The 26,056-nt window shown below is 68.6% G+C and carries 21 protein-coding genes; 13 read left to right on the top strand and 8 right to left on the bottom strand.

The features are described from left to right. Positions 1–19: 19 nt before the first annotated feature. Positions 20–514 carry a hypothetical protein gene (locus tag IG08_RS59295; RefSeq protein ID WP_030609583.1) on the top strand — a complete coding sequence of 165 codons (495 nt, stop codon included), beginning with the start codon at positions 20–22 and terminating at the stop codon, positions 512–514. Here the strand turns inward: IG08_RS59295 and IG08_RS0130565 are convergent. Beyond that, positions 511–1,122, bottom strand: coding sequence for a TetR/AcrR family transcriptional regulator (locus IG08_RS0130565; RefSeq protein ID WP_030609580.1), 612 nt, complete (start codon positions 1,120–1,122; stop codon positions 511–513). The genes IG08_RS59295 and IG08_RS0130565 overlap by 4 nt on opposite strands. A 264-nt stretch (positions 1,123–1,386) precedes the next feature. On the opposite strand from IG08_RS0130565, the gene IG08_RS0130560 reads away from it, so the two are divergent. Both IG08_RS0130560 and IG08_RS0130555 read left to right on the top strand, forming a co-directional pair. Continuing rightward, entirely contained in the window at positions 1,387–1,956 is a 570-nt protein-coding gene (locus tag IG08_RS0130560; protein ID WP_030609577.1) for a TetR/AcrR family transcriptional regulator, read from the top strand. Positions 1,957–2,085: 129 nt separating this feature from the next. Next, positions 2,086–4,290, top strand: coding sequence for an MMPL family transporter (locus IG08_RS0130555; RefSeq protein WP_030609574.1), 2,205 nt, complete (start codon positions 2,086–2,088; stop codon positions 4,288–4,290). A gap of 204 nt (positions 4,291–4,494) precedes the next feature. Here the strand turns inward: IG08_RS0130555 and IG08_RS0130550 are convergent, their stop codons facing one another. Continuing rightward, positions 4,495–5,181, bottom strand: a complete 687-nt coding sequence (locus tag IG08_RS0130550; protein ID WP_030609570.1) for a TetR/AcrR family transcriptional regulator — start codon at positions 5,179–5,181, stop codon at positions 4,495–4,497. A 61-nt stretch (positions 5,182–5,242) separates the two neighbouring features. Here IG08_RS0130550 and IG08_RS0130545 point away from each other — a divergent pair, with 61 nt between their 5' ends. The 5 genes from IG08_RS0130545 to IG08_RS0130530 all read left to right on the top strand — a co-directional run bounded on the left by IG08_RS0130545 (position 5,243) and on the right by IG08_RS0130530 (position 11,067). Next, entirely contained in the window at positions 5,243–6,880 is a 1,638-nt protein-coding gene (locus IG08_RS0130545; protein WP_106981053.1) for an acyl-CoA mutase large subunit family protein, read from the top strand. Positions 6,881–6,949: 69 nt separating this feature from the next. Then, on the top strand, positions 6,950–8,557 hold the full coding sequence (locus IG08_RS0130540) for an acyl-CoA carboxylase subunit beta (protein WP_030609563.1): 1,608 nt from the start codon (positions 6,950–6,952) through the stop codon (positions 8,555–8,557). After that, on the top strand, positions 8,554–8,814 hold the full coding sequence (locus IG08_RS57520) for an acyl-CoA carboxylase epsilon subunit (protein ID WP_078655811.1): 261 nt from the start codon (positions 8,554–8,556) through the stop codon (positions 8,812–8,814). Before IG08_RS0130540 ends, IG08_RS57520 begins: the two co-directional genes overlap by 4 nt. 19 nt (positions 8,815–8,833) lie before the next feature. After that, on the top strand, positions 8,834–9,295 hold the full coding sequence (locus IG08_RS0130535; RefSeq protein WP_052424939.1) for a cobalamin B12-binding domain-containing protein: 462 nt from the start codon (positions 8,834–8,836) through the stop codon (positions 9,293–9,295). Next, the gene (locus IG08_RS0130530; protein ID WP_030609558.1) at positions 9,295–11,067 is read left to right on the top strand and encodes an acetyl/propionyl/methylcrotonyl-CoA carboxylase subunit alpha; all 1,773 of its coding nucleotides are present in this window, start codon (positions 9,295–9,297) and stop codon (positions 11,065–11,067) included. Before IG08_RS0130535 ends, IG08_RS0130530 begins: the two co-directional genes overlap by 1 nt. A 216-nt stretch (positions 11,068–11,283) precedes the next feature. On the opposite strand, the gene IG08_RS0130520 is transcribed toward IG08_RS0130530, so the two are convergent. Genes IG08_RS0130520 through IG08_RS0130500 form a run of 5 tightly spaced genes read right to left on the bottom strand, consistent with a single transcriptional unit; the run spans position 11,284 to position 17,601 of the window. Next, a complete protein-coding gene (locus IG08_RS0130520; protein ID WP_030609554.1) occupies positions 11,284–12,747 on the bottom strand; it encodes a DUF6114 domain-containing protein in 1,464 nt (487 codons plus the stop codon). Then, the gene (locus IG08_RS0130515; protein ID WP_030609552.1) at positions 12,738–13,373 is read right to left on the bottom strand and encodes a DUF6230 family protein; all 636 of its coding nucleotides are present in this window, start codon (positions 13,371–13,373) and stop codon (positions 12,738–12,740) included. Before IG08_RS0130515 ends, IG08_RS0130520 begins: the two co-directional genes overlap by 10 nt. Positions 13,374–13,422: 49 nt before the next feature. Next, positions 13,423–15,234 carry an AMP-dependent synthetase/ligase gene (locus IG08_RS0130510; RefSeq protein WP_043455594.1) on the bottom strand — a complete coding sequence of 604 codons (1,812 nt, stop codon included), beginning with the start codon at positions 15,232–15,234 and terminating at the stop codon, positions 13,423–13,425. Further along, complete coding sequence (locus tag IG08_RS0130505) at positions 15,224–16,774, bottom strand: aldehyde dehydrogenase family protein (protein ID WP_052424938.1); 1,551 nt, start codon at positions 16,772–16,774, stop codon at positions 15,224–15,226. Before IG08_RS0130505 ends, IG08_RS0130510 begins: the two co-directional genes overlap by 11 nt. After that, positions 16,771–17,601: an alpha/beta fold hydrolase gene (locus IG08_RS0130500; RefSeq protein WP_063757799.1), complete on the bottom strand. Its 831-nt coding sequence runs from the start codon at positions 17,599–17,601 to the stop codon at positions 16,771–16,773. The genes IG08_RS0130505 and IG08_RS0130500 overlap by 4 nt, the downstream gene beginning before the upstream one ends. Before the next feature lie 296 nt (positions 17,602–17,897). On the opposite strand from IG08_RS0130500, the gene IG08_RS0130495 reads away from it, so the two are divergent. The 3 genes from IG08_RS0130495 (at position 17,898) to IG08_RS0130480 (ending at position 22,405) form a co-directional block, all read left to right on the top strand. Next, positions 17,898–19,700: a GMC family oxidoreductase N-terminal domain-containing protein gene (locus IG08_RS0130495; RefSeq protein WP_078655810.1), complete on the top strand. Its 1,803-nt coding sequence runs from the start codon at positions 17,898–17,900 to the stop codon at positions 19,698–19,700. 4 nt (positions 19,701–19,704) lie between these two features. Then, complete coding sequence (locus IG08_RS0130490; RefSeq protein ID WP_030609539.1) at positions 19,705–20,334, top strand: TetR/AcrR family transcriptional regulator; 630 nt, start codon at positions 19,705–19,707, stop codon at positions 20,332–20,334. 556 nt (positions 20,335–20,890) lie between these two features. Beyond that, complete coding sequence (locus IG08_RS0130480) at positions 20,891–22,405, top strand: flavin-containing monooxygenase (RefSeq protein ID WP_030609536.1); 1,515 nt, start codon at positions 20,891–20,893, stop codon at positions 22,403–22,405. An 87-nt stretch (positions 22,406–22,492) separates the two neighbouring features. On the opposite strand, the gene IG08_RS0130475 is transcribed toward IG08_RS0130480, so the two are convergent. Then, positions 22,493–23,374, bottom strand: coding sequence for an enoyl-CoA hydratase/isomerase family protein (locus tag IG08_RS0130475; protein ID WP_052424937.1), 882 nt, complete (start codon positions 23,372–23,374; stop codon positions 22,493–22,495). A gap of 166 nt (positions 23,375–23,540) precedes the next feature. On the opposite strand from IG08_RS0130475, the gene IG08_RS0130470 reads away from it, so the two are divergent. Next, on the top strand, positions 23,541–24,713 hold the full coding sequence (locus tag IG08_RS0130470; protein WP_199820926.1) for an acyl-CoA dehydrogenase family protein: 1,173 nt from the start codon (positions 23,541–23,543) through the stop codon (positions 24,711–24,713). 54 nt (positions 24,714–24,767) lie between these two features. Next, complete coding sequence (locus tag IG08_RS0130465) at positions 24,768–25,982, top strand: acetyl-CoA C-acetyltransferase (RefSeq protein ID WP_030609528.1); 1,215 nt, start codon at positions 24,768–24,770, stop codon at positions 25,980–25,982. The last annotated feature ends 74 nt before the right edge of the window (positions 25,983–26,056 follow it).

Raw genomic sequence — 26,056 nt, 5'->3', positions numbered from 1 at the left:
CGCGCTCGAATCCCGCCTGGTGCCGGCCGAACTCCTCGACACCGGATCCCTGCGGGGAGACCTGCTGGTGGTGGCCAAGGGGATGCTCGCGAGGTATTTCGGCTCGGACGGGATCGTCCGCCTGCGCGCGATGATCGAGGCCAAGATCTACCCGGACCTGTTCGGTCAGGCACTGGGGGACCTGGAAAAGGAGGAGACGCGGCTGGAGCGCGAGGTTGTGCCGCCAGCCCTCCAGACGAACAGTGGCCGCTACGCCGAGCGCGTGGTCGGCTTCGTTCTCGGCGCGGCCAGTCACCGGCCCCAAGCCGACGGAACCATCCGCGCGCCTGGAGCCTGCCCCTCCCGCGAATGTCTCCCGTGGGCATCGTGCTGCACCGGAGGCTTCGCCGGCGGCCTTCGTCCCGATCACATGTCTTCCCTTGGCAACGGGCAGGCCGTCATGACGGCCCGCCCGAGCACCGGCGGTCCCATACATGGCACGCGCAACAGCAGCTGGCTGACGTGGGCCGTCTAACCGGCGGTGTCGGCACGCACCGCGTGCAGGAACAGATCCAGGAACTGTTCGCGGACGCCGTACGCGCTGACGCCGCGAAGCCGGGCGATGTGCGTGCTGAAGCCCGCGAGTGAGTTCGCGAAGGTCTCGGCGGCCACGGTTCGGTCAATGCCAGTGCGCAGTTCGCCGCGTTGCTGTGCGTCGTAGAGGACGTCTTCGACGACGGCGAGGGGCTGGTCGATGCAGTCGCGCTGGAACATCGCATAGAGCTCGGGGTAGTCCGGCAGTTCCAGGGAGCAGCGGGCCGCGATCAGCCACCGGGGGCTGTCCAGGGCGTCGGCGGTCTCGTCGAACAGGAGTCGCAGGTCGCGTTCGAGGCTGCCGGTGCGTGGTGAGCGCAGATGGACGCAGAGGGTGGACAGGCCCGCCAGGATCAGGTCGTCCCGCTCGGTCCAGCGGGTGTAGAGGGTTCGCTTGGCGACCTTGGCGCGGGCGGCGACGGAGTTGATCCGGAAGCCGGCGACCCCGGTCTCGGCGAGTTCGTCGACGACCGCCTGGAGGATGCGGTCGTCTGCGCCAGGGTCGCGGGGGCGCCCAGGCTTCGCCGCGACCGGTGATGTGCTTGCCATGTGTGTCTCCCACGTCTGCTCCCGGTCCAGTTTCGCAGGTGGAGCAAGGGAGCAGAGACGGCCGGAGTGGCCGGCCAGTTGTGCAGTGGGGCCTGTGGATGCCGCGTGACCTATTCCACTACCGAAACGGTTTCGTATTCATAGGGCTTCGGGTTACGGTCTTCTCGTACGAAACCGTTTCGTTCGAAGGAGGGGTCAGGGATGACAGCCGTGACTGGACGTACGACCTCGGCTGCTCCGGTGGAACCGCGGCCTGCGACAGGGGTGCGTCGCTCTCGCCTCACCCCTGAGCGCGAGGCCGAGTTGTACGAAGCGGTCCTTGTCCTGCTGCGGGAAGTCGGTTACGACGCAATGACCATGGACGCCATTGCCACGCGCACCCATTGCAGCAAGGCCACCCTCTACCGTCAGTGGACCGGCAAGCCGGAGCTGGTCGCCAAGGCGCTGCGCCACAACAAGGCCGTGGACCTCGCCGACATCGACACCGGCTCCCTGCGCGGTGACTTCCACGAGATGGTGCGGATGGACAACGGGCGGCTGGAGAAGGACTCCGCGCTGATGCGGGGCCTGATCCACGCCGTGAACTCCAACCCCGATCTCCTTGAGGCGTTGCGGCATCTGCTCATCGATCCCGAGCTGACCGGACTCGACGCACTGCTGCGGCGGGCAGTCGGCCGAGCTGAACTCCGTGCGGACACTCCCGCCCTGGAGTACGTCCCCCACATGCTGATCGGCGCCTTTTTCGCCCACCCGTTGACCGAGGCGCAGCCGATCGGTCCACCCTTCCTCCGCCGCTACATCGACGCCGTGGTCCTCCCCGCCCTCGGCCTCTGATCCTCCGTACACCGGCGTACGGCCCCCTCAGAACCTTCTTCAAGCCCTACCTGGCGCACCGCTCACGTCGTCGGGCTGATACCCCATGCCTTCTTTTGCTCCGAACGACCTGACCGGGAGTACGCACTCGTGGCCACCTTCCTCTACAAACTCGGCCGGTTCTCCTACCGCCGTCGACGACTCGTCGCCCTGCTCTGGGTGGCACTGCTCGCCGTCGTCGGAATCGGCGCCGCCAGCGCCAACACCACCGGCAACAACAGCTTCTCCATCCCCGGCACCGAAGCGCAGAAGGCCTTCGACCTGCTGGACGAACGCTTCCCGGACCTGCACGCGGACGGCGCCCAGGCCAACATCGTCTTCCGGGCTCCGGACGGACAGAAGATCACGGCCACCGACAACAAGGCGGCCGTCGAGGAGGCCGTGACCGAGCTCGGCCGCGGAAACAAGCAAGTCACCAGTGTCCTGGACCCGTTCAAGGCTGGCGCGGTCAGCGAGGACGGCACTACCGCCTACATCGCGGCGACGTACTCGGTGCAGTTCAACGAGTTGTCCGACACGTCAAAGGACACCCTCGACACGGTCCTCGAACAGGGCCGCGACGCCGGGCTGACCGTCGAGGCCGGCGGCACCGCGATGGCAGAGGTGCCGGAGACCGGTTCCGCCGAGATCATCGGGCTCGCCATCTCTGCTCTCGTCCTGGTCATCGCCTTCGGCTCGTTGGTCGCAGCCGGACTGCCGCTGCTCACCGCGATCATCGGTGTCGGTGTCGGTGTCGGCTTCATCATGGCGCTCACGGAGGTCCTCGACCTCTCCAGCACCACCCCCACGCTCGCCTCGATGATCGGCCTGGCGGTCGGTATCGACTACGCCCTGTTCATCGTCTCCCGCTATCGGGGCGAACTCGCCGAGGGGCGTGAGCCGCAGGAGGCGGCGGGCCGGGCGGTCGGCACCGCGGGTTCGGCTGTGGTCTTCGCCGGCCTGACGGTCGTGATCGCGCTGGTCGGCTTGTCCGTCGTCGACATTCCCATGCTCACCAAGATGGGGTTCGCCGCCGCGGGCACGGTCGCCATCGCCGTGGTCATCGCCCTCACCCTCATCCCTGCCCTGCTCGGCTTCGCGGGCAGGCGTGTGCTCAGCGGCAAGGCGCGCAAGAGGACCGACCAGGCCGTCGACCAGGACGGCAAGCCGAACATGGGCACCCGCTGGGCCAACTTCGTCATGCGCCGCCCGGTGACAGCGCTGCTGACCGCCGTGGTCGCCCTCGGGGTGATCGCCATCCCCGCCGCGAGCCTGAAGATGGGCCTGCCCGACGACGGCACACAGCCCACCAGCACCACCCAGCGCAGGGCCTACGACATGCTCGCCGACAGCTTCGGCCCCGGCGTCAACGGCCCGCTCCTCGTCACCGTCGACGCCGCGGACGGCGGCAATGTGAAGACCGAGGCTGCACAGGTGAGCAAGACCCTCACCGGGTTGAAGAACGTCTCCGCTGTCACCCCCGCCACGTACGACAAGGCCGGGACGACCGCCATCCTGACGGTCGTCCCGGGTACCGGTCCCGAGAGCACCAGGACCGAGGATCTGCTCGCCGGCATCCGCGACCAAACAGGCGACAACGTCATGGTCACCGGCCTCGCGGCCATGAAGGTCGACGTGTCGCAGAAACTCAACGACGCACTCGTGCCCTACCTCGGGCTCGTCGTCGGACTAGCCTTCGTGCTGCTGATGCTGGTCTTCCGCTCGATCCTGGTTCCGCTCAAGGCGGCGCTCGGCTTCCTGCTCTCGGTGATGGCCGCGCTCGGTGCCGTCGTCGCGGTCTTCCAGTGGGGCTGGCTCGCCGGCCTGATAGGCGTCGAGGAGACCAGCCCGATCATGAGCATGATGCCGATCTTCATGGTGGGCGTCGTCTTCGGCCTAGCCATGGACTACGAGGTCTTCCTGGTCACCCGGATGCGGGAGGCGTACGTCCACGGCGAGAGCCCGGGGCAGGCCATCGTCACCGGCTTCCAGCACGGGGCACGGGTCGTCACCGCCGCCGCACTCATCATGATCAGCGTCTTCGCCGGTTTCATCGGGTCGAACGAGGCGATGGTCAAGATGGTCGGCTTCGGCCTCGCCGTGGCGGTCCTCTTCGACGCCTTCGTCGTCCGCATGACGATCGTCCCGGCCGTGCTCGCCCTGCTCGGGCACCGTGCCTGGTGGCTGCCGAAATGGCTCGCCAAGGCACTGCCCAACGTGGACGTGGAAGGCGAACAACTGACCAAGCACCTGAGCGAATCATCCCAGGACCTGGGTCAGGGCCCGGACGAGAAGCGCGAGTTGACGCGCGTCTGAGTCCCCCACCACTCCGGGGCCGCGCTTGAGCGGCGCACGGCCCCGGACCGCGCCGGCCTGTGGGGACGGGATCGGCGCAACCCATGAGCCCAGCGGTGGCCTCTCAAGGTATGAGGCTGCCGCTGGGCGCCTTCCGTGTCTCGGCCGTGTCGGGAAGGGACGCGCGTCAGTGTGCGGGCAGCACCCCGACGGAGAGGACGCCGCTCATTGCTCAGGACCCCCTTCGATGAGGCGTCGCAGCGACGGCAGCAACGCGTCGATGTCCTGTCCGCTTCGGAACGCGACGACGGTGGTGCCGTCGTCGCCGGTAGCGGGTCGGGACCGAGGCGTGGGGAAGAGTGCGAGCACCTCGCGCATGGCCTCGTCCACCTCGCCGACGGGGTCGGCGGACTCTCCTCGGAGCCAGCGGCGCAGCACATGGTTGTGGGCCGCGACGACGGCCGCGGCCATGAGCTCGGCCCTGAGTGAGGCCGATTCCGCGGTGTCTCCCATCCAGTCCGAGATGAACTCGCGAAACAGCCGCTGGTAGCGAGCCACACTGGCGATCTCGCGGTCGCGGAGTGCGGACACCTTGCTGGTGAGCGCGTACCGCCGACGGGCCAGGTCGCCTTCGTCGATGTAGTGCAGCAAGACGAGGCGGACCGCGTCGGACACGGCGACCAGGGCGGTGCTGTGGTTCGAGGTCGCCAATCGGTCCCGGATGAGGTCGAGCAGACGGTCGTGGTCGGGGAAGATCACGGCTTCCTTGGACCCGTAGTTCCGGAAGAACGTCGTGCGTCCGACACCGGCCCGCTCCGCGATGTCGTCGACCGTCGTCTGCTCGTAGCCGCGCTCGTCGAAGAGTGCGAAGGCGGCGTCGGCGAGTCGGGTCCGTGCGGGTGGCTTGCTCATGAGCGCACATCCTTCCTGGTCTCCGGGCCTGACTGCCAATTTCTCGGGCTTGCCTCAATCGATGGTACTCAGTACCGTCTATAGGGGATCGAGTACCGAATGGAGGTTCCCCGTGGGTGCCGCTTCACGCAGCGAGTCAGATTTGCCGATCCAGCCGCTCTACGATGGCGCCGAACTGGACGGCTTCGACGCGGCAGCCAAGCTGGGCACTCCGGGGCAGTTCCCGTTCACGCGGGGTGTGTACCCGTCGATGTACACGGGGCGTCCCTGGACCATGCGCCAGTACGCTGGGTTCGGCACGGCGAAGGAGTCGAACGAGCGCTACCACGAACTGGTCGGCGCCGGTACGGGCGGCCTGAGCGTGGCGTTCGACCTGCCGACTCAGATGGGTTACGACTCCGACGAGGCCATCGCCCGCGGTGAGGTGGGCAAGGTCGGCGTCGCGATCGACTCGATCGAGGACATGCGGACACTGTTCAGCGGCCTGCCCCTGGACAAGGTGTCGACGTCGATGACGATCAACGCCCCCGCCTCCACCCTGCTGTTGATGTACCAGCTGGTCGCGGCCGAGCAGGGAGTCGCGGGCGACCAGCTGACCGGCACCATCCAGAACGACGTGCTCAAGGAGTACATCGCCCGCGGCACCTACATCTATCCGCCGAAGCAATCACTGCGGTTGATCAGCGACATCTTCGCCTACTGCCACCAGGAGATACCTCGCTGGAACACGATCTCCATCTCCGGCTACCACATGGCCGAGGCCGGGGCGACGCCCGTGCAGGAGATCGCGTTCACCCTCGCCAATGCCAAGGAGTACGTGCGGACCGCGCTTGCCGCAGGCCTGGACATCGACGACTTCGCACCTCGTCTGTCGTTCTTCTTCGTCGCCCGGACCACGCTTCTGGAGGAGATCGCGACGTTCCGTGCGGCACGACGCATCTGGGCCAGGATCATGCGCGACGAGTTCAAGGCCAAGAACCCCAAGTCGCAGATGCTGCGTTTCCACACCCAGACCGCCGGGGTCCAGCTGACGGCACAGCAGCCCGAGGTCAACCTTGTCCGTGTCGCCCTGCAGGGCTTGGGCGCGGTGCTCGGCGGGACCCAGTCACTGCACACCAACTCCTATGACGAGGCCATCGCCCTGCCCACGCAGAAGGCGGCGCGACTCGCCCTGCGCACGCAGCAGATCATCGCCTACGAAACCGATGTGACCGCGACGGTGGACCCCTTCGCCGGGTCGTACGTCATGGAGTCGATGACCGACGACATCGAAGCGGCCGCGCTGGAGCTGATCCAGGCTGTCGAAGACCGGGGCGGCGCTGTGTCGGCCATCGAGCAGGGCTTCCAGAAGGCGGAGATCGAACGCTCCGCCTACCGGATCGCACTGGAGATCGACAAGTCGGAGCGGACCGTGGTCGGAGTGAACAGGTTCGTCCTCGACGAGGAGGAGCCCTACGAGCCACTGCGCGTCGACCCCCAGATCGAGGTCGACCAGTGCGAGCGCCTCGCGGCCCTGCGCAAGGAACGCGACAACGACGCCGTCGACCGTGCCCTCGACGCCGTGCGCGTCGCCGCCCAGGGCACCGACAACGTCCTGGTCCCGATGCGCGAGGCCCTGCGACTGCGCGCCACGGGCGGCGAGGTCTCCCATGCCCTGCGCGACGTATGGGGCGTGTACGTGCCCCTCGACACCTTCTGACCCGCTGATCAACGGGATCAGTTTTCCAGGGCGCGAGTTCCGTGCCCCAGGTAGGAACGGGAGCAAGCGATGACCGCCGAGTTCACTCCAGTGGACGGCATCGACATCCACACGACCGCGGGCAAGCTCGCGGACCTGCAGCACCGCGTCGACGAAGCGACGCACGCCGGCTCCGAACGTGCCGTCGAGAAGCAGCACGCCAAGGGCAAGTTGACGGCCCGTGAGCGCATCGACCTGCTGCTCGACGAGGGCTCCTTCGTGGAGTTGGACGAGTTCGCCCGACACCGCTCCACCAACTTCGGTCTGGAGAACAACCGCCCGTACGGCGACGGGGTCGTCACCGGGTACGGCACGGTCGACGGCCGCCCCGTCGCCGTGTTCTCCCAGGACTTCACCGTCTTCGGCGGCGCCCTGGGCGAGGTCTACGGCCAGAAGATCGTCAAGGTCATGGACTTCGCGCTGAAGACCGGCTGTCCGGTCATCGGCATCAACGACTCGGGTGGTGCGCGGATCCAGGAAGGTGTGGCCTCCCTCGGCGCGTACGGCGAGATCTTCCGCCGTAACACCCACGCGAGCGGTGTCATCCCGCAGATCTCGCTGGTCGTGGGCCCCTGCGCGGGTGGTGCCGTGTACTCGCCCGCCATCACCGACTTCACCGTCATGGTCGACCAGACCTCGCACATGTTCATCACCGGCCCGGACGTCATCAAGACCGTCACCGGTGAGGACGTCGGCTTCGAGGAGCTGGGCGGGGCCAGGACCCACAACTCCGTCTCCGGTGTGGCGCATCACATGGCCGGGGACGAGAAGGACGCCGTCGAGTACGTCAAGCAGCTGCTGTCGTACCTGCCGTCCAACAACCTCTCCGAGGCGCCGGTCTACCCGGAGGAGGCGGACCTCGATCTCACCGACGAGGACCGTGAGCTGGACACGATCGTGCCGGACAGCGCGAACCAGCCGTACGACATGCACACGGTGATCGAACACGTCCTGGACGACGCCGAGTTCTTCGAGACGCAGGCGCTGTTCGCGCCGAACATCCTCACCGGGTACGGCCGTGTGGAGGGGCACCCGGTCGGCATCGTCGCCAACCAGCCGATGCAGTTCGCCGGCTGCCTCGACATCACCGCCTCCGAGAAGGCGGCCCGCTTCGTCCGCACCTGCGACGCCTTCAACATCCCGGTCATCACCTTCGTGGACGTCCCCGGCTTCCTCCCGGGCGTCGACCAGGAGCACGACGGCATCATCCGTCGCGGCGCCAAGCTGATCTACGCCTACGCGGAGGCCACGGTCCCGCTGATCACCGTGATCACCCGCAAGGCCTTCGGCGGTGCCTACGACGTCATGGGCTCCAAGCACCTGGGCGCGGACCTCAACCTCGCCTGGCCGACCGCCCAGATCGCCGTCATGGGCGCCCAGGGCGCGGTCAACATCCTGCACCGCCGCACGATCGCCGAGGCCGAGGCGAACGGTGAGGATCTGGAGACGGTCCGCGCCCGGTTGATCCGCGAGTACGAGGACACCCTCCTCAACCCCTACATCGCGGCCGAGCGCGGCTACATCGACTCCGTGATCCTCCCGTCCGACACCCGCCGCCACGTCGTCCGCGGCCTACGCCAGCTCCGTACCAAGCGCGAGTCCCTGCCCCCGAAGAAGCACGGCAACATCCCGCTATGACAGCCACCGCACCCACCGTGGAAGTCTCGGTGCCCGCATCCGGGACGGGGACCGCCCTGTGCACGATCCGACTGACCCGGGGCACCGTCACCCCTGAAGAGCTGGCTGCTCTGGTGACGGCTCTCCTGGCCGTCCGTCAGACGACCGCCATTTCTGTGCCACGTCGCGGCAGCGAATGGGCCGCCCGCAACCGCCTCCTGAACGTATCGCCGCGACCTGGCCCAGGTGCTTGGTATGCCTCTGTCCTCCCCAGCTGACCATTCCACCGGAGAGATCATGAAAGCCCTGGAAACCCGGAAACATCCCAGCGGCACCGCGACACCGCGTGCCCGGGTCCTGATCGCCAAGCCCGGACTCGACGGCCACGACCGAGGCGCGAAGGTCATCGCCCGGGCGTTGCGTGACGCCGGATACGAAGTCGTCTACACGGGTCTGCATCAGACACCGGAGCAGATCGTCGCCAGCGCCATCGCCGAGGACACGCAGATCGTGGGGCTCTCCATCCTCTCGGGTGCCCACCTGTCGATCGTGGCGAAGGTGATCAGCCTGCTCGCCGAGGAAGACGCCGCCGACATCCGTGTTCTGATCGGCGGCATCATCCCGGACGCGGACGCCCGCGCCCTTGAGGCCATGGGTGTCCACGCCGTCTTCACCCCAGGCGCGGACATGAGCGGGATCGTCGAGACTGTCGACCAGCTCAGCGTCATGATCCACGATGGCGCCTTGGAGTACGTGTGATGAACAAGGTGCTCATCGCCAACCGTGGCGAAATCGCTGTCCGCGTTGCCCGGGCCTGCCGGGATGCCGGGATCGCGAGCGTGGCCGTGTACGCCGAGCCGGACCGGGAGGCTCTGCATGTCCGCGCCGCGGATGAGGCGTTCGCCCTGGGCGGTGACACCCCGGCGACCAGCTATCTCGACATCGCCAAGGTGCTGCAAGCCGCCAAGGACTCCGGAGCGGATGCGATCCACCCCGGATACGGCTTCCTCTCCGAGAACGCCGACTTCGCCCAGGCCGTCCTGGATGCCCAGCTGACCTGGATCGGCCCGCCCCCGCAGGCCATCCGCGACCTCGGCGACAAGGTCGCCGCCCGGCACATCGCCCAGCGCGCCGGTGCGCCGCTGGTCGCCGGCACGCCCGACCCGGTCTCCGGCGCGGACGAGGTCGTCGCGTTCGCCGAGCAGCACGGGCTGCCGATCGCGATCAAGGCCGCCTTCGGCGGTGGCGGACGTGGTCTGAAGGTCGCCCGGACCCTCGAAGAGGTCCCCGAACTCTACGAGTCCGCGGTCCGCGAGGCGGTCGCCGCCTTCGGGCGCGGCGAGTGCTTCGTCGAGCGCTACCTCGACAAGCCCCGCCACGTGGAGACCCAGTGCCTGGCCGACTCCCACGGCAACGTGGTCGTCGTCTCCACGCGTGACTGCTCCCTCCAGCGCCGCCACCAGAAGCTCGTCGAGGAGGCGCCCGCGCCGTTCCTCTCCGAGGCGCAGGTCGCGGAGCTGTACTCCTCCTCCAAGGCGATCCTGAAGGAGGCCGGCTATGTCGGCGCCGGGACCGTCGAGTTCCTGGTCGGCCAGGACGGCACGATCTCCTTCCTGGAGGTCAACACCCGCCTCCAGGTGGAGCACCCGGTCACCGAGGAGGTCGCCGGCATCGACCTCGTGCGCGAGATGTTCCGCATCGCCGACGGCGAGGAACTCGGCTACGGCGACCCCGAACTGCGCGGCCACTCCATCGAGTTCCGCATCAACGGCGAGGACCCGGGCCGCGGCTTCCTGCCCGCCCCCGGCACCGTCACCACCTTCGCCCCGCCCACCGGCCCCGGGGTCCGCCTGGACGCGGGCGTCGAGTCCGGCAGCGTCATTGGCCCGGCCTGGGACTCGCTCCTGGCCAAGCTGATCGTCACCGGCGCCACCCGTGCCCAGGCCATGCAGCGCGCCGCCCGCGCGCTGGCGGAGTTCCAGGTCGAGGGCATGGCCACCGCCATCCCCTTCCACCGAGCCGTGGTCACCGACCCCGCCTTCGCCCCCGAACTCACCGCCTCCGAGGCTCCGTTCACGGTCCACACCCGGTGGATCGAGACGGAGTTCGCCAACGACATCAAGCCCTTCGCCGCTCCCACAGACACCGAGGCGGACGACGACACGGACCGCGAGACGATCGTCGTCGAGGTCGGCGGTAAACGCCTGGAAGTCTCCCTGCCCGTCTCGCTGGGCATGTCCCTGGCCCGCACCGGCCTCGCGGCCGGCGCCAAGCCCAAACGGCGCGCCGCCAAGAAGTCGGGTCCGGTGGCTTCCGGCGACACCCTCGCCTCCCCGATGCAGGGCACCATCGTCAAGGTGGCCGTCGAGGAGGGCCAGGAGGTCAAGGAGGGCGACCTGGTCGTCGTCCTGGAGGCCATGAAGATGGAACAGCCCCTCAACGCCCACAAGGCCGGCACCATCACGGGCCTCGCCGCCGAAGTCGGCGCCTCCCTCACCTCCGGCGCCCCCATCTGCGAAATCAAGGACTGATCCCCACCCGGGCGTCTCGTTTCCTTCGGTCCTCCGCCAGGACAAGGACCGCAGGATCGACCGCATGACCTGGGCTGCGTCACGCGTAACGGGCGTGGATCTCCTTGACTACCCCGCCGCGGGCCTCGGCCGCCGAGAGGTATGGCCCGTCGGTGGCCGGGGCGATGGTGTGTTCGGTGTGGGCGCGCGCATTGTGCCGCAGTTTCGGCGAGTGCCTCATTCGTCCGGTTCGCCAGCGCGGGAGACGATCTTCAGACCGGTGAACGTGGCGTCCGGGCTGACGATCAGAGTCTGTTTTGCTTCGACGGTGTCGAGGGACAGTTGAGGCAGCGTGATGTCCAACGGCAGGAAGTCGGGAATCAGATCGGCCGATAGCGAGATGCGCAGCGGCAGGCCGGCGATGCGTAGGACGCCGCTGAGTGAAGCCATGTACAGGTCCACGTCGTTCACGGTGACATCGAAGCGCAGCGTCAGACCCGGACCGGACTGGGCCGTGGTCAGTTGGTAGTTCGTCAAGGTGATCGACGTCGCGTGCAGCACGAGCACCTTGGTGCGTCCGGTGGGAGTCTCCAGCCAACGGCTGCCCTTGATCTGCAGTGCGTTGGCGTCGAGTCGGTCGGCGCTGATGGTGGGTGCGATGCGGGCGGGCAGTGGACCGTCGTCGGCCTGTTCCGTTGCGGGTGGAACCGGCTGGTAGGTGATGTCACCGGACGCCTTGGGGGCGGGAGTCGACTCGGAGGGCGAAGGAATCGGTTCGTCTGGACCGGGGCTCTTGGCCGGGGTGCCAGGAGCGTCAGCGAGGGACGGGGGAGCGGAAGTGGCTCCCACGTGCGGTGAGGCGGGTGGCGTCTCAGCCGGGTCGGGACTCCTCGGCGGCGCGGAAGCAGCCGCAGTAGCGGAAGTCTGTGACATGTCCCCAAGCGTCATCGGCCCGGTGCATGCGGGCGGAGCCGGACTCCACCAACTCGGCCACGGGATGCCGGACGGCAGGCATGCCTGTGCGTGGGCCGGTGCGGCTGCGATGACGCCCAGTGCCGTGACCGCTGTGGCGGCCGCCGCGCCGCGCAGCAGGCGCCGTCGTGGCTGTGGCTGTCGCATGCTCCCAAGCCGGTGCACGGGCCCCGGGTCTCCGGCGGCTGTGCCGGCGCCCTGTGAGGTGACGGAAATATCGAGGTCCACGACGCGCGTCGGATCAGGCTCGCCCGCGTCCCCGTCCGACGGAGGTTTTTCATCCCTACGCTCGTCGTCCGGGACACCCCACCGCCTTGGTTCGCCGCCGTCCGGCTGGTCCCCGGCTTCGCCGTCGTCCCGGGCACCCTCGGCCGGTGGAATCTCACGCCAGCCGAACGCCATGCTCGATCCGATGATGCCGAGGAGCATCCCGATGCCCAGGCCGCCGAAGTTCGTCGTCGCGAAGGAGATGACGGAGAACGCGGCCGCGACGACGGAGGTGAAGACGCGCTGGACCGGGCGGATCCAGAACACCACGCCCGCCGCGACGAGGATCACGCCGACGGCGACACCTGTTGTGACCGCGGGTCCGCCGGTGAGCATGGCTTTTATCGGTGCCAGCGGCGGCGCGATGATGAACATGCCTCCCGCCATGACGAACAGGCCGGCCCAGAAGGGCCGCGTACGCCGCCAGTGGCGGAAGGCCGCCCGTCGGGTCGTCAGCCGCATGCGACAGATCCGCGCTTGACGTTCAGATCGAGTCCGGAGAGCGTGAAGCTACCACTGGTCAGCGTTTGGGCGGTGGTCTCGAAGTCCTGGAGGGAGAGCGCCGAGGCCTGCAGTCCGAAGCGGCCCTGGGGACCACGTCCGCCTTCCACGGCCCGGGTCAGTCTCGAGGCGTCGACTCCGACCTCGACGTCGGAGAGCTTGCCCTTCTCGCCGAGGACCTGAGTGGCGTCGGCGATGAAGTCGGTGACGGCGACGGGTTCACTGCCTCCTGACTTCAAGGTGAGCGTGACATCTCCGATGAGCGGTATGTGGGCGACCTGAGTCAGGCAGAGTTTCTTCAGCAGTGCCGACTGGAAGCCGAGTCGGATCGTCTCGAGTTCCTTGCCGTCCGCGGACCTGACCGACGCAGGGAAGCCGGCCACCTGGCTGCCGTCGACCTGTGCGGCGGTGACCTTGAACTGCTGGCCCGAGACGCCGATGCTGGCCGCGAGTGCCCCTTCGGCCATGGCGACGGTCATCGCCGCGACCGCGGCGACGGACGGCAACAGCAGGAGACTTGACCGCCTCCACCGGGTGGCGCCCTCGCCCGGGGCCGGACGCCGGGATCGTCTCGTGAAGTTGGACATGGTGCCCTCCTGGAGGGGGAACGGACGGGTGCGGGCGGTGGGCGGAACTTCAGCGCACGGTCGGAGCGGCACTGGCCTTGGCTGCGTACGCGGCGTACATGGCCTCGATGTGCGGGGCATAGCGCTCGTTGATCGGGCCGCGCCGCAGTTTGCGAGTGTGGGTGAGGACCTCGCTTCCCGGCTCCCAGACCTCGGCGAGCACGGTGTGGTCGCGGACCTGCTCGGGTCCGGACAGCGCGGCGTTGGCGCGCTGTACGCCGGCCGTGACGGCCGCGAGCACCGTCGGATGCGCGGGCAGGTCCGCCGGATCGGCGTCCAGGGCATGCTCGGTGGCGAAGACGGTCAGCGCCTCGGGATCCGGCACCAGAAGCGCGGTGACGAATGGCCGGGCGTCACCGATCAGTGCGGCGTGGGCCAGCAGTGGGCAGTGCGACAGGAGGGTGCCCTCGATGGCCGACGGCGACAGGTTCTTGCCGCCGGAGCTGATCATCAGGTCCTTCTTGCGGTCCACGATGGTGACCGCGCCGTCCGGACTCAGCGTCGCGATGTCCCCGGTGTGCAGCCACCCGTCGTTGTCGACGGCGGCGGCGGTCGCCTCCGGGGCGTCCCGGTAGCCGCGCATGACGACTTCGCCGCGCACCAGGAGTTCACCGTCCTTACCGAGTGACACCTCGACGCCCGGGATCGGCCTGCCCACCGAAGCGGCGGATGCCTCGCCCGGCGGAGAGTAGGTCGTCGTGCCGGACAGCTCGGACATGCCCAGCACGTTGCTGACCGGGATTCCGAGACCACGCAGGCCCAGCAGGAGAGCGGGGGCGATGGGAGCCGCGCCCGAGATCGCCACGCGTACCTGGTCCAGTCCCATGCGGGTCCGTAGACCGGTCAGGATGCCGGCGTCGAGCTGCTGCCACATCGCCTTGAGCTCAGGGGTGAGACTTCCCTGGTCGAGCCCGGTCGCGTAACGCAGACCAATATCGAGTACGCCGGTCAGGGCCGCGCGCCGCGCCTCGTTGCCCTCGGTGGCGGCCGCCTCGTTCAGCACCGCGCGTACGGCGTTGTACAGGCGCTGCCACACCTGCGGTACGGCCCCGAACACATGGGGCCGGGCGTCGACGAGCGCTGCCGCGATGTCGCGCGGGTTGCCGACGGTCGTTACCTGCGTGCCCGCGGTCATCTGCGTGTAGTGCGCCGACCACCGGTCCGCGATGTGAGCGGAAGGTAGGAAAGAGACAAAGCGGTCGCCCGGCCGTACTCCGAACAGCTTGTTCGTCGCGGCGCACTCGGCGAGTTCGGCTCGGTGGGTGATCTCGACGCCCTTCGGCCGGCCCGTGGTGCCGGAGGTGTAGATCAGCGTGAGGATGTCGTCGGGCCGCACCGACCGCCAGGTGGCCTCGAAGTCGAATCCGTCGGCGGTGCGCGACGCGACGTCGGCGAGGTCGAGGGTGCCATCGGCGGAGCCGTCGACGGTGATGACGGTGGCACCCGAGGCGGCCGCCGGTGGGGTGACGACGGGCAGGAACAGCTGCTCGGTCACCACGACTCGGGTGCCCGACTCGCTTACGAGCCAGGCGACTTGCTCGGGCGAGGACGTGTTGAACACGGAGAAGGGAACGGCGCCCAGATGCATCGCGGCGGCGTCGACGATGTGGAACTCGGGCCGGTTGCGCAACATGATCGCCACGGTGTCGCGGTGGCCGACGCCCAGCGCGGCCAAGCCTTCGGCCAGCGATCGCACGCGCTGTGCGTAGTCGGTCCAGCTGACCGTCGTCGCGTCGCCTACCGTGCGCAGCGCGATCTCGGTCGGGTAGCGCGCGGCGGTCCGCTGGAACGCTTCGCACATGGTGCGGGGTTCAGGCTTCATCACTCGGTCGTCCTTTGATATCCCTGGGAGTACGGGAGTTGAGCAGACCCGCGACGCGACGCGTCAGGGCGATCGTGATCCGGGTCCGCCGCAGGGTCATGACGTCCATCCCGGGCGTCGAGAAGCGTTTGTGGGTGATGCCGCGCGTGCGGGTGAACTCCCGCAGGCCCTCGGCGCCGTGCACCCGGCCGAAACCGCTGTCCCGGCTGCCGCCCAGCGGCACCCCCGGAATGCCGGCGAAGGACATGACGGCGTTGACGGTGACGACCCCGACATCGAGCCGGGAGGCGATCTCCTGACCGCGTCGGCGGGAAAACACCGCCCCGGCGAGCCCGAACCGGCTCGCGTTGACCAACCGGACCGCCTCGTCGACATCGGCGACGGTGGTGACGGTGACCGTGGGGCCGAAGGTCTCCTCGGCGACGGCCAGACTGTCCTCCGGTGCGTCCAGCAGCACCAGGGGGTCGACATACCGGCCGCGGTCCGCCTGCGGGTTGCCGTGGACGGCCTTCGCGCCGCGCGCGAGCGCGTCGGAGACATGGGCACGCACGATGTCGGCCTGCTGTTGCGTCGTCATGGGGCCGTAGCTGGCGTTGTGGTCGGAACCGGAGTGGACGCCGGCGAGCGCTGCCCGCAGCCTGTCGACGAAGGCGTCGCGGACCGAGGCGACGACGTAGGCGCGCTCGACACCGACGCACGTCTGGCCGCCGTTGCTCATGGATCCCCAGGCGACGGCGTGCGCCGCGGCGTTGAGATCGGCGTCCTCGGCGATCACGACGGCGTCCTTGCCGCCGCACTCGAGGACGACCGGGGTCAAGGACTGCGCACAGGCCGCCATGACCGCCCGTCCGGTGGGAGTCGAACCGGTGAACGCGATCTTGTCGACGCCCGAGTGGCACAGCGCTGCCCCGGTCGAAGCGTCTCCGGTGACGACGGTGAGCAGCCCGTCAGGCGCCGACGGCACAGCCTCGGCGAACGAGCGCGCGAGCCACGCGCCGACGGCCGGGGTGTACTCGCTGGGCTTGAAGACCACCGCGTTCCCAGCCGCCAGCGCATAGGCGATCGAACCCATCGGCGTGTAGAGCGGGTAGTTCCACGGGCCGATCACGCCGATCACCCCGAGCGGCAACCGCTGCACCGTCGCCGAGTGGTTGACCATGAGCAGACCGGTGTTCACACGTCGTGTGCGGAGCACCCGTTCGGCGTTGCGCGCCGCCCAGCGCAGATGCTCCAGTGCCATGACGGTCTCGATCAGGCAGTCGTCCAGGGTCTTGCCGTTCTCGCGGTGCAGGAGATCGGCAAGCTCCTCGCGACGCGACCAGATGGCGCCCGCCCAGTCCAGCAGGTACCTCTCGCGCTCGGCGGGCCGGAGCCCCGTCCACCACACAGCCGCCGTGCGGGCTGTTGCCACTGCGGCGTCGATGTCGGCGGAGGAGCACACGGGGAATTCGGCGACCGTCTTTCCGGTGGCAGGGTCCGTGGAGGTGAAGGTCGCTGTGGCCTGCGCTGCTTCCGTTTCCGCTTCGGCTGAAGTCGTCATCGGGGTACCCCCGTTGCCCGGGTGCCGACGGTCGAATGGTTCGGGCCGGTGGCGTGCGTCGTCTCGAGTACGGCGGCCAGACACGCGGCCGGGTCGTCGGGGAAGGGCAGATGGCCGCAGCCGTCGAGGCTGACATGCCGCGCCCAGGGCACGAGCCATCGGGCGCGGCGCGCCTGGGTGGAGTAGGTGAGTAGCACGTCGCGTGATCCCCAGGCGATCGTCACGGGAATCTCGGTGAGCCGGCCGGGCGTCCCAAGGCGCCAGCGCCCGAATCCGTCGAGCGCCGAGTCCACACCCGCGGCACTCACCAGGCCCTCGACGTCGGCGAGACCGCGGGTCCTGTCGAGTTGGCGAGGCCTGCCGTAGAAGGTGCCGAACAACAGCCCACGGGCGGTGCGAGATCGGGCAAGTGCAGGGAGCAACGGTCGCAGGGGACGGGAGACCGCCCGCATCGTCCGTACCGCCGTCCTGGTCCAGATAAGTCCCGGCCGGCGCCAGAAACCGATGGGCGCGAAGGCTACGACCGATCGCGCGACACCGCGTCGTCCGAGTTCGAGCGCCACCGCGCCACCCATCGAGTTGCCTACGACATGCGGGTGTTGGATCCCGAGCTCCGCAATCAGTTCCTCGATACACGTCGCATACGCTTCGATGCTGCCGTCGGCGCGCGCGTCCGAAGGTGAGTCGCCGAATCCCGGGAAGTCCACGGCCACCACGTCGTGGTGGGCCGCGAGCAGATCGCTGACCGGCGACCACACGCCGCGCCGACTGCCAACACCGTGCAGAAGGATGATGGCCTCGCCGCTGCCGAAACGGTCGTGGACCAACGTCGATTTCGTGGGGCGTTGCGCGAGGCTCCGGGAGTCTCGGGCGGGCGAAAGGGCCGCAGTTGACGGCGGACGACCACGAGACACCGGCAGTCTCCTTCGAAGGATGGGGCTGACGGGCACGGCGCTGCCGGGCGGAGCCGGGCGACGGTGCCACGGGAGAGTGGTGTCACTGTGGGGCGCTTACTGGCGGGTCGTCAATAGAGCGGACAGGGATTGCCGAGACTTCTTGACGGGGCGCCAATAGGGCGCGAGAGTGACGAGCCCACAACGACGTTGTTCCGCCTGGAGTCCTCATGTCCACGGCCCGACCACACCCCACCCCAGCGCCCGAACCGGAGCGCGCGACCCAGTCGGCCAAGCCACCAACGCCAGTGCCCGACAACCGCTTTCACTACGACGTGATCGTCGTCGGCTCCGGCTTCGGCGGCAGTGTCAGCGCCCTGCGTCTCACCGAGAAGGGCTATCGCGTCGGCGTCCTCGAAGCAGGGCGCCGCTTCACAGACGACGAGTTGCCCAAGAACTCCTGGCACGTACGCGACTATCTGTTCAACCCCGCCGCCGGGTGCACCGGAATCTTGCGCATGACGCTGCTGAAGAACGTGCTCGTCCTCAGCGGCGCCGGCGTGGGCGGGGGCTCGCTCGTCTACGCCAACACCCTCTACATGCCGCCGGACAGCTTCTACTCCGACCGCAGTTGGGCGCACATCACCGACTGGAAGAGCGAACTCGCTCCGTACTACGACCAGGCGTCCCGCATGCTCGGCGTCACCAGGAATCCCGCCACGACACCGGCCGACCGCGTCATGCTCGACGTGGCCAAGGACATCGGCGTCGAGCACACCTACACCCCCACTCCCGTCGGGGTGTTCTTCGGCAAGCCGGGCAACGCTCCTGGCACGGATGTCCCGGACCCGTTCTTCGGTGGCGTCGGCCCCAGGCGCCGCAGTTGCACCCACTGCGGCGAATGCATGACGGGATGCCGGCACAACGCCAAGAACACCCTCGTCAAGAACTATCTGTACCTGGCCGAGCAGGCCGGGGCCATCGTCCACCCGCTCACCTCGGTGACCGCAGTGCGTCCGCGCCCCGGCGGCGGCTACGACGTCGAGTGCATCCGCACGGGTGACCGACTGCGCCGCAAGGAGGTCTTCACCGCTGGTCAGGTCGTCCTCTCGGCAGCGGCCCTCGGCACACAGCGGCTGCTCCACGACATGCGCGACCGCGGCGTCCTCCCCGGTGTCTCCCCGCGTCTGGGCTACCTGGCCCGTACCAACTCCGAGGCCGTCCTCGCCGCCCGCACCCCCAGCAGGAAGGCGGACTACACCAAGGGCGTCGCCATCAGCTCGTCCATCCATCCCGATTCCGTCACCCACATAGAACCGGTGAGATATGGGAAAGACAGCAACCTGCTCTCCCTGATCTTCGGCGTGCTCGTCGACGGCGACGGCCGCGGACCCCGCTGGCTCTCCGCGCTGCGCGAAATGGGGAAGATGCGGAAGCACTTGTGGACCATCCACAACCCCCGCCGCTGGTCCGAACAGTCGATCTTCCTGCTCGTCATGCAGACGCTGGACAATTCCGTCACCACCTATACCAGCCGAGGGCTGCTGGGCCGCAGGCGGATGACCACGCGACAGGGCGAAGGCGACCCGAATCCCTCATGGATCCCGGTCGGTCACGATGTCGCACGCCGTGCCGCGGCGAAGATCGGCGGTGTACCGGCCGGAGGGGTCGGCGACTTCTTCGACATCCCGCTCACCGGCCACTTCATCGGCGGCTGCACCATCGGCGATTCCTCCGACACCGGAGTTGTCGACCCCTATCACCGCCTCTACGGGCACCCGGGCCTGCACGTCGTCGACGGATCCACCATCAGTGCCAACCTCGGCGTCAATCCCTCCCTGACCATCACCGCCCAGGCGGAGCGCGCCATGGCCTACTGGCCGAACAAGGGCGAGGCCGATACTCGTCCGCCGCTCGGTGCCGGATTCGAGCGCATCCGTCCGGTCGCGCCCGGCCGTCCAGTCGTACCCGAAGCCGCGCCAGGTGCGCTTCACCTGCCCCTGACAGTCATCGAGCGCCCCGTGGCAAGATGATGCGATGACAGCCAGCACCGAACACGGCGGGCGAGTCCGTACCCGGATGGAGCCCGAAGCGCGCCGGGACCAGATCCTCGTGTGCGCACGCCGGATATTCGGCGAGCGGCCCTACGGGGCCGTGTCTCTCGCCGATGTCGCCCGGGAAGCCGGTGTCGCCCGGGGGCTGGTCGGCCACTACTTCGGCGGAAAGCGCGAGCTCTACCTCGAGGTCGTGCGCGAGATGATCGCTGTCCCGGACTCCGTGCTCGACAGGCTTCCCAAGGGAAGCCTCGAGGAGCGCGTCAGTGGTGTCGTCGACCGCTTCCTCACCGTCGTCTCACGCCACCGCGGTATCTGGCTCGTTACGGTCGACGTCATGTCGCACGGCCACGACCCCGACATCGAGGCCGTCATGCGTGAGTCGGAAGAGGTGACCGTCGACCAACTCCTGCGTGCCCTCGACATCGACCCCGACGCCGAGGGGATCGAATCCCTGCGCGCCATGTCCCGTGCCTTCGGCTCGATGGCGCGGGCCGCGACGAACGAGTGGCTCAACCGCGGCACTCTGACCCGCGACCAGACCGTCTGCCTCCTCGAACGCACCCTCCTCCTGATCGTCCTCGATCTTTACCCTGCCTGTCGGGACGATTGACCGCACTGCGACCAGCCGCCGACCGCGGCAGGGTCGGTGATGCCCTCCGGCGACCGGGGAGCGGCCCGGTGAGTCGTTCGCCGCATCGGACGTACTCGTCGCCAGGGCGATCAGGAACGGGCCGTCCTGAGCCGGGAAAGGCACCATGATGGCCTGACGACCGGCGATGTTGTCGGCGCCGGGGAACCAATGGGTCTGGCGGCCAGCACGGCCTTGGATGACGAGCGCACCCTGCTCCGCGGCGGCTTGATGACGAGCACAGCGTGCATCTCGCTGCCGCTGCCGTGCCGCAGAGCGCCCGGCACGTACGCGTGACCGGGTCTGGGCAGGCTCGCCCACGTGCGACAGGACCCTCACCCGCATTGATGGTCAACTCCATTCCCACGCCTCGGTATTGCCCACCGCCCACAGTCTATTGGCGACCCGTCAATAGTGTGCTAGGTTCCGCCACATCCTGCTCGCGCGGCCCTTGCCGAACATCTCCGCAACCCTCCGGCGCGCGAAGCGGCCGCCCCCGGCCGCCGGCAGACAATCCTCAGCCCCAGGGAGGCTCTCAATGTCCCCACGTGTCATCGTCATTGGCGCAGGCTTCGGCGGAATCGCCGTAGGCATCGGCCTGTTGCAGGCCGGCGTCGAGCATCTCACCGTGCTCGACAAGGGAGACCGCGTCGGAGGTGTCTGGCGCGACAACGACTATCCCGACTGCGCCTGCGACATCCCGGCTGTCCTGTACTCGTTCTCGTTCGCACTCAACCCCGACTGGTCGTGCCGGTTCCCGCCCCGGGCCGAGATCCAGAGCTACTTGGAAGACATCGTCGAGCGGTTTGGACTGCGGCCGCACCTCCGGCTGCGCACCGAAGTGACGGCGGCGACGTTCGACGAGGACACCCAGACGTGGTCGGTCGAAACCGCCTCGGGCGACCGTCTCGAATGTGACGTGCTGGTCAGCGCCGTGGGTCAGTTGGCACGACCTGTCACGCCGCAGATCGACGGCCTCGGGTCGTTCGGCGGCGCGAGTTTCCACTCCGCGGAGTGGGACGAGACCGTGGATCTGGACGGCCGCCGGGTGGCGGTCGTCGGAACGGGCGCCAGTGCCATCCAGATCGTTCCCGCGATCGCCGAACGGGCCGCCCAGGTCACTGTCTTCCAGCGATCGGCCCCTTGGACGCTGCCCAAGCCCAACCGCCGCTACGGGTCCGTCAAGCGGCTGGTCGGCCGCGCTGTCCCGGCCACCCTGAAGGCCGGCCGCGCGGCGACGTGGGCCGTCACCTCGGCGATGAGCCTCGCGGTCACCGGCAACTCGATCGCGGGCGCGCTGTTCACGGCAGTCTCGACGGGCCAGCGACGCCTGCAGGTTCGCGACCGCGCCCTGCGGGAGAAGGTGACACCTGATTACGACATGGGCTGCAAGCGGGTGTTGTTCACCAGCCGCTGGTATCCGGCGTTGGAGCGCAGCACCGTGGACGTCGTCACCGACCCAGTCGAACGCGTCACACCGTCCGGCATCGTCACCGCCGACGGCGTCGAACACCTCGCCGACGTGCTTGTCTTCGGCACGGGATTCGCGGCCACCGAATTCCTCGTCCCGATGACGGTGACCGGCCGCGGCGGGACACAGCTGGCCGAGTACTGGAAAGACGGCGCCCACGCCTACCTCGGCATGACGGTGCCGGACTTCCCTAACCTCTTCCTCGTCTACGGACCCAACACCAACACGGGAAGCACGTCCGTCGTTTACTTCCACGAGGCTCAGGCCCGCTACATCGTGCAGGCCGTACGCCTGCTGTCCGCCATGCGAGGGGGAACGCTGGAGGTACGCGAAGAGGTTGAGGGCGACTTCGACCGGGAACTGCAGACGCGCCTGGGAGGCATGGTGTGGAGCGGCTGTGAGAGCTGGTACCGCACCAGCGGCGGTCGGACCGTGACCAACTGGCCCGGCATGGCGGGGGAGTACCGCCGCCGCACAGCGCGTCTGGACCCGGCGGACTACCTCGTCACCGCGCCCGTGAACCGCTCGGCGCCCGCACCCGCGGCGAAGCCTCGCCGACGCGCGGGCGCTGCGGCCTCGTAGCGGCCGGCCCGGAACACGCCGTCTGTAGGAAGGCAGGTCTCCGTCGCGTCCGTCAGACGTCGGGCGCGACGGAACCGTGAGACACGGTCATCCGGCCCGATGCGCCTGAGCGCCCGTGAACGCGGGCACACTGCGGGCGGCGAATGAACGTATGCCTTCCAGCCCGTCCGCCGACCCCGCGCACTCGGCGATGGAACGCTCCTCCGCATCCAGCGCAGCGCGCAACTCCTCCAGCCTTCCCCGGCCGAGCAGCCGCCGCACTGTCACATGTGCCGTCGCGCTGCCGTGTGCCAGTTCCCGGGCCACGTCCGCCGCCTCGGCCCGGCAGTCCGAGTCGGTTGCGATTCGGCCCACGAGTCCCCATTCCAGTGCCTGCGGGGCGTCGATCACGCGGTTGGTGAGGATGAGTTCGGCCGCTCGGCTGGGCCCGAGCACGCGTGGCAGCAACTCGGTGAGCCCGCCGTCGGGTGACAGCCCGATCCCCGTATAGGCCGAACGCCATCGGGCGCCCGCCGCCCCGACCACGACGTCGGCGCGTAGCCCGAGTGCCATCCCGGCGCCCGCCGACCAGCCCTGCACGGCCGTGACGAGCGGGGCGGGCGCGGTGGCCAGCAGCCATACGGCTTCGTGGAAGGCGCGGGCCACGGCACGCACCGTAGCGGCCGGATCCGTTGCCGCAGCGAATGTTCGGGCGTCGCCGCCCACGCAGAAGTCCGGGTCCTGCGAGGTGAGCAGAACGCAGCGCACACCGGAATCGTGGGCGCCGCGCGCGGCTGCACGCCGCGCCCGCGCCGTGGCGAGGTCGATGGCGTTGAGGCGTTCGGGCGAGGCCAGTTCGACGGTGAGGACGCCGTCGGACAGCGCGGTCAGGACGCGTTCGCCGACGTCGGCGATACCGGGTGTGGACGATTCCGCGTCGTCGTCGGACGAGGAGTGGCATCTGTGGGACGGGCTCGGCTCTGGAGTCATGGACGGCAGGTTAATCATCCTATTGGCGACCAGACAATAATGCTGTCCCACTCTATTGACAGTGCGCCAATAGTGCTGGACGGTACTGCTGTCGACCGCGGAACGATGTCCGGAAGGGGTATTGACGCGTCGTCACATAACCACCACACACATGGGAGTTACGGGTATGGCAATGCCCCAGACGCCCCCTCGGCCCGTTGCCGGGCATGCGGACCGTGCCGAACTCGCGGATCTCCGCGCCCTGGCGCGTACGTTCTTCGAGACAGTCGTCATGCCGCACGAGGAGCGCTTCGAACAACAGGGCCGCCCCGACCGGGAGATGTACCGACGTGCCGGCGAACTCGGCCTGCTGTGTATGTCGGTTCCCACCGAGTACGGCGGCGGGGGAGGAACCTTCGAGCACGAGGCCGTGCTGTTCGAGGAGCAGACCCGGGCGGGCGAGAGCGCCCTGCAACTCGGCGTGGACACCGGGATCGTCCCGCACTACCTCCTGCACTACGCCACACACGAACAGCGCCTGGCCTGGATTCCCAAACTGGCCAGCGGTGAGTGGATCGGTGCGATCGCCATGACGGAACCCGCCACCGGCTCCGACCTCAAGAACATCCGCACCCGTGCCGTCCGTGACGGCGACGAGTACGTCGTCACGGGAGCGAAGACGTTCATCTCCAACGGCGCCACCTGCGATCTCCTCATCATCGCCGCCGTCACGGATCCGGGCGCAGGCGCCCGCGGGATCTCGCTGCTCGTCGCCGAGGTCGACGACGGCCCTGCCGGGTTCCGGCGCGGTCAGGTTCTGAAGAAGATCGGGCAGAAGGGCCAGGACACCGCCGAGTTGTTCTTCGACGGCCTGCGCGTGCCCGCCCGGAATCTGCTGGGAGGTACCCCGGGAAGTGGCTTTGCCCAGCTCATGCGGCAACTACCGCACGAGAGACTCATCGTGGCCACGGCCGCGATGGGAATGATGGAGGCCGCGGTCGAGGCGACGGTGGCCTACACCAAGCAGCGCCAGGCTTTCGGTGGCACCCTCTTCGACCTGCAGAGCACCCGGTTCACCCTCGCCGAGGCCGCCACCACCGTCGCCGTCGCCCGCGCCTTCGTCGACGCCTGCGTCGCCCGGCACGTCCGCGGCGAACTCGATGCCACGACCGCCGCGATGGCCAAGTCCTGGACGTCCGAGCAGCAGTGCCGCGTCGTCGACTCCTGCCTGCAACTGTTCGGCGGCTACGGCTACATGACCGAATACCCCATCGCCCGGATGTTCGTCGACAGCCGGATCCAGAAGATCTACGCCGGTGCCAACGAGGTCATGAAGGACCTCATCGCCCGCAGCCTGTGACGCGGGCCCGCACCTGCTCCTGCTCGGTCGCTCAGCACCTCGAGAGGAACACCTGTGACCGCTGACGCTTTCATCTACGACGCCGTCCGCACCCCACGCGGGCGCGGCAAGGCCGACGGCTCCCTCCACACGGTCAAGCCCGTGTCGCTCGTCGTCGGCCTCATCGACGCCCTGCGCGAACGCAACCCCGGCCTTGACCCCGAGTTCATCGAGGATGTGGTCCTGGGTGTGGTCACCCCCGTCGGCGACCAGGGATCCGACATCGCCAAGACTGCGGCACTGGCGGCCGGACTGCCGGACCACACCGGCGGCGTGCAGCTCAACCGCTTCTGCGCCAGCGGCCTTGAAGCGGTCAACCTCGCCGCGCAGAAGGTACGTTCCGGCTGGGAACGCCTGGTGATCGCCGGCGGCGTCGAGTCGATGTCCCGGGTGCCGATGAGCTCCGACGGCGGAGCGTGGGCGATGGACCCCGAGACGAACTACGACACGCACTTCGTGCCCCAGGGCGTCAGTGCCGACCTCATCGCCACCATCGAGGGATTCACCCGCGACGACGTCGACGGGTACGCCGCGCAGTCCCAGGAACGCGCCGCCAAGGCATGGCTGGGCGGCCTGTTCGACCGGTCCGTGGTGCCCGTCCGGGACCGCAACGGCCTGCTGGTCCTCGACCGTGACGAGCACCTGCGCCCCGACACCACGCCGGAACGCCTCGGCACCTTGCGGCCGTCGTTCGCCACAGCGGGCGAGGCGGCCGGGTTCGACGCCGTCGCGCTGCAGAAGTACCACTGGGTCGAGCGGATCGACCACGTCCACACCCCCGGGAACTCATCAGGCATCGTCGACGGGGCCTCCCTCGTCCTCATCGGCGACGAAAGCGTCGGTGCCGAACTCGGCCTCCAGCCACGGGCCCGGATCGTCGCGACCGCGATCAGCGGGGCCGACTCGACGATCATGCTGACCGGTCCGACACCTGCCACCCGCAAGGTGCTGGCCACCGCGGGGCTGACCGTCGACGACATCGACCTGTTCGAGATCAACGAGGCGTTCGCCGCCGTCGTCCTCAAATACGTACGCGACCTGAAGCTGCCCCTGGAGAAGGTCAACGTCAACGGCGGAGCCATCGCGATGGGCCACCCGCTGGGCGCCACCGGCGCCATGCTCATCGGCACGGTCGTGGACGAGCTGGAGCGGCGCGGTGAGCAACGGGCGCTGGTGACGCTCTGCGTGGGCGGGGGGATGGGCGTCGCCACCGTCATCGAACGCCTCTGACGCCTCTGACGCCGCTCCGTCGTACCAGCCCCCTCCGGCATGCCGCCCCAACGCGCGGCCCATATCACCGAGCA

The sequence above is a fragment of the Streptomyces fulvoviolaceus genome (genome assembly GCF_000718165.1).
Taxonomy (GTDB): Bacteria; Actinomycetota; Actinomycetes; order Streptomycetales; family Streptomycetaceae; genus Streptomyces; species Streptomyces fulvoviolaceus.
This window is presented reverse-complemented; position numbering and strand designations above follow the sequence as displayed.

Excerpts from the sequence above, each read along its gene's own strand:
- IG08_RS0130540 (WP_030609563.1), top strand. The coding sequence starts at position 6,950 with ATGACCGCCGAGTTCACTCCAGTGGACGGCATCGACATCCACACGACC.
- IG08_RS0130550 (WP_030609570.1), bottom strand. The coding sequence starts at position 5,181 with ATGAGCAAGCCACCCGCACGGACCCGACTCGCCGACGCCGCCTTCGCA.
- IG08_RS0130470 (WP_199820926.1), top strand. The coding sequence starts at position 23,541 with ATGGCAATGCCCCAGACGCCCCCTCGGCCCGTTGCCGGGCATGCGGAC.
- IG08_RS0130495 (WP_078655810.1), top strand. The coding sequence starts at position 17,898 with ATGTCCACGGCCCGACCACACCCCACCCCAGCGCCCGAACCGGAGCGC.
- IG08_RS0130490 (WP_030609539.1), top strand. The coding sequence starts at position 19,705 with ATGACAGCCAGCACCGAACACGGCGGGCGAGTCCGTACCCGGATGGAG.
- IG08_RS0130505 (WP_052424938.1), bottom strand. The coding sequence starts at position 16,774 with ATGACGACTTCAGCCGAAGCGGAAACGGAAGCAGCGCAGGCCACAGCG.
- IG08_RS0130515 (WP_030609552.1), bottom strand. The coding sequence starts at position 13,373 with ATGTCCAACTTCACGAGACGATCCCGGCGTCCGGCCCCGGGCGAGGGC.
- IG08_RS0130545 (WP_106981053.1), top strand. The coding sequence starts at position 5,243 with ATGGTACTCAGTACCGTCTATAGGGGATCGAGTACCGAATGGAGGTTC.
- IG08_RS0130480 (WP_030609536.1), top strand. The coding sequence starts at position 20,891 with ATGTCCCCACGTGTCATCGTCATTGGCGCAGGCTTCGGCGGAATCGCC.
- IG08_RS0130535 (WP_052424939.1), top strand. The coding sequence starts at position 8,834 with ATGAAAGCCCTGGAAACCCGGAAACATCCCAGCGGCACCGCGACACCG.
- IG08_RS0130530 (WP_030609558.1), top strand. The coding sequence starts at position 9,295 with ATGAACAAGGTGCTCATCGCCAACCGTGGCGAAATCGCTGTCCGCGTT.
- IG08_RS0130520 (WP_030609554.1), bottom strand. The coding sequence starts at position 12,747 with ATGCGGCTGACGACCCGACGGGCGGCCTTCCGCCACTGGCGGCGTACG.
- IG08_RS0130475 (WP_052424937.1), bottom strand. The coding sequence starts at position 23,374 with ATGACTCCAGAGCCGAGCCCGTCCCACAGATGCCACTCCTCGTCCGAC.
- IG08_RS0130565 (WP_030609580.1), bottom strand. The coding sequence starts at position 1,122 with ATGGCAAGCACATCACCGGTCGCGGCGAAGCCTGGGCGCCCCCGCGAC.
- IG08_RS0130510 (WP_043455594.1), bottom strand. The coding sequence starts at position 15,234 with ATGAAGCCTGAACCCCGCACCATGTGCGAAGCGTTCCAGCGGACCGCC.
- IG08_RS57520 (WP_078655811.1), top strand. The coding sequence starts at position 8,554 with ATGACAGCCACCGCACCCACCGTGGAAGTCTCGGTGCCCGCATCCGGG.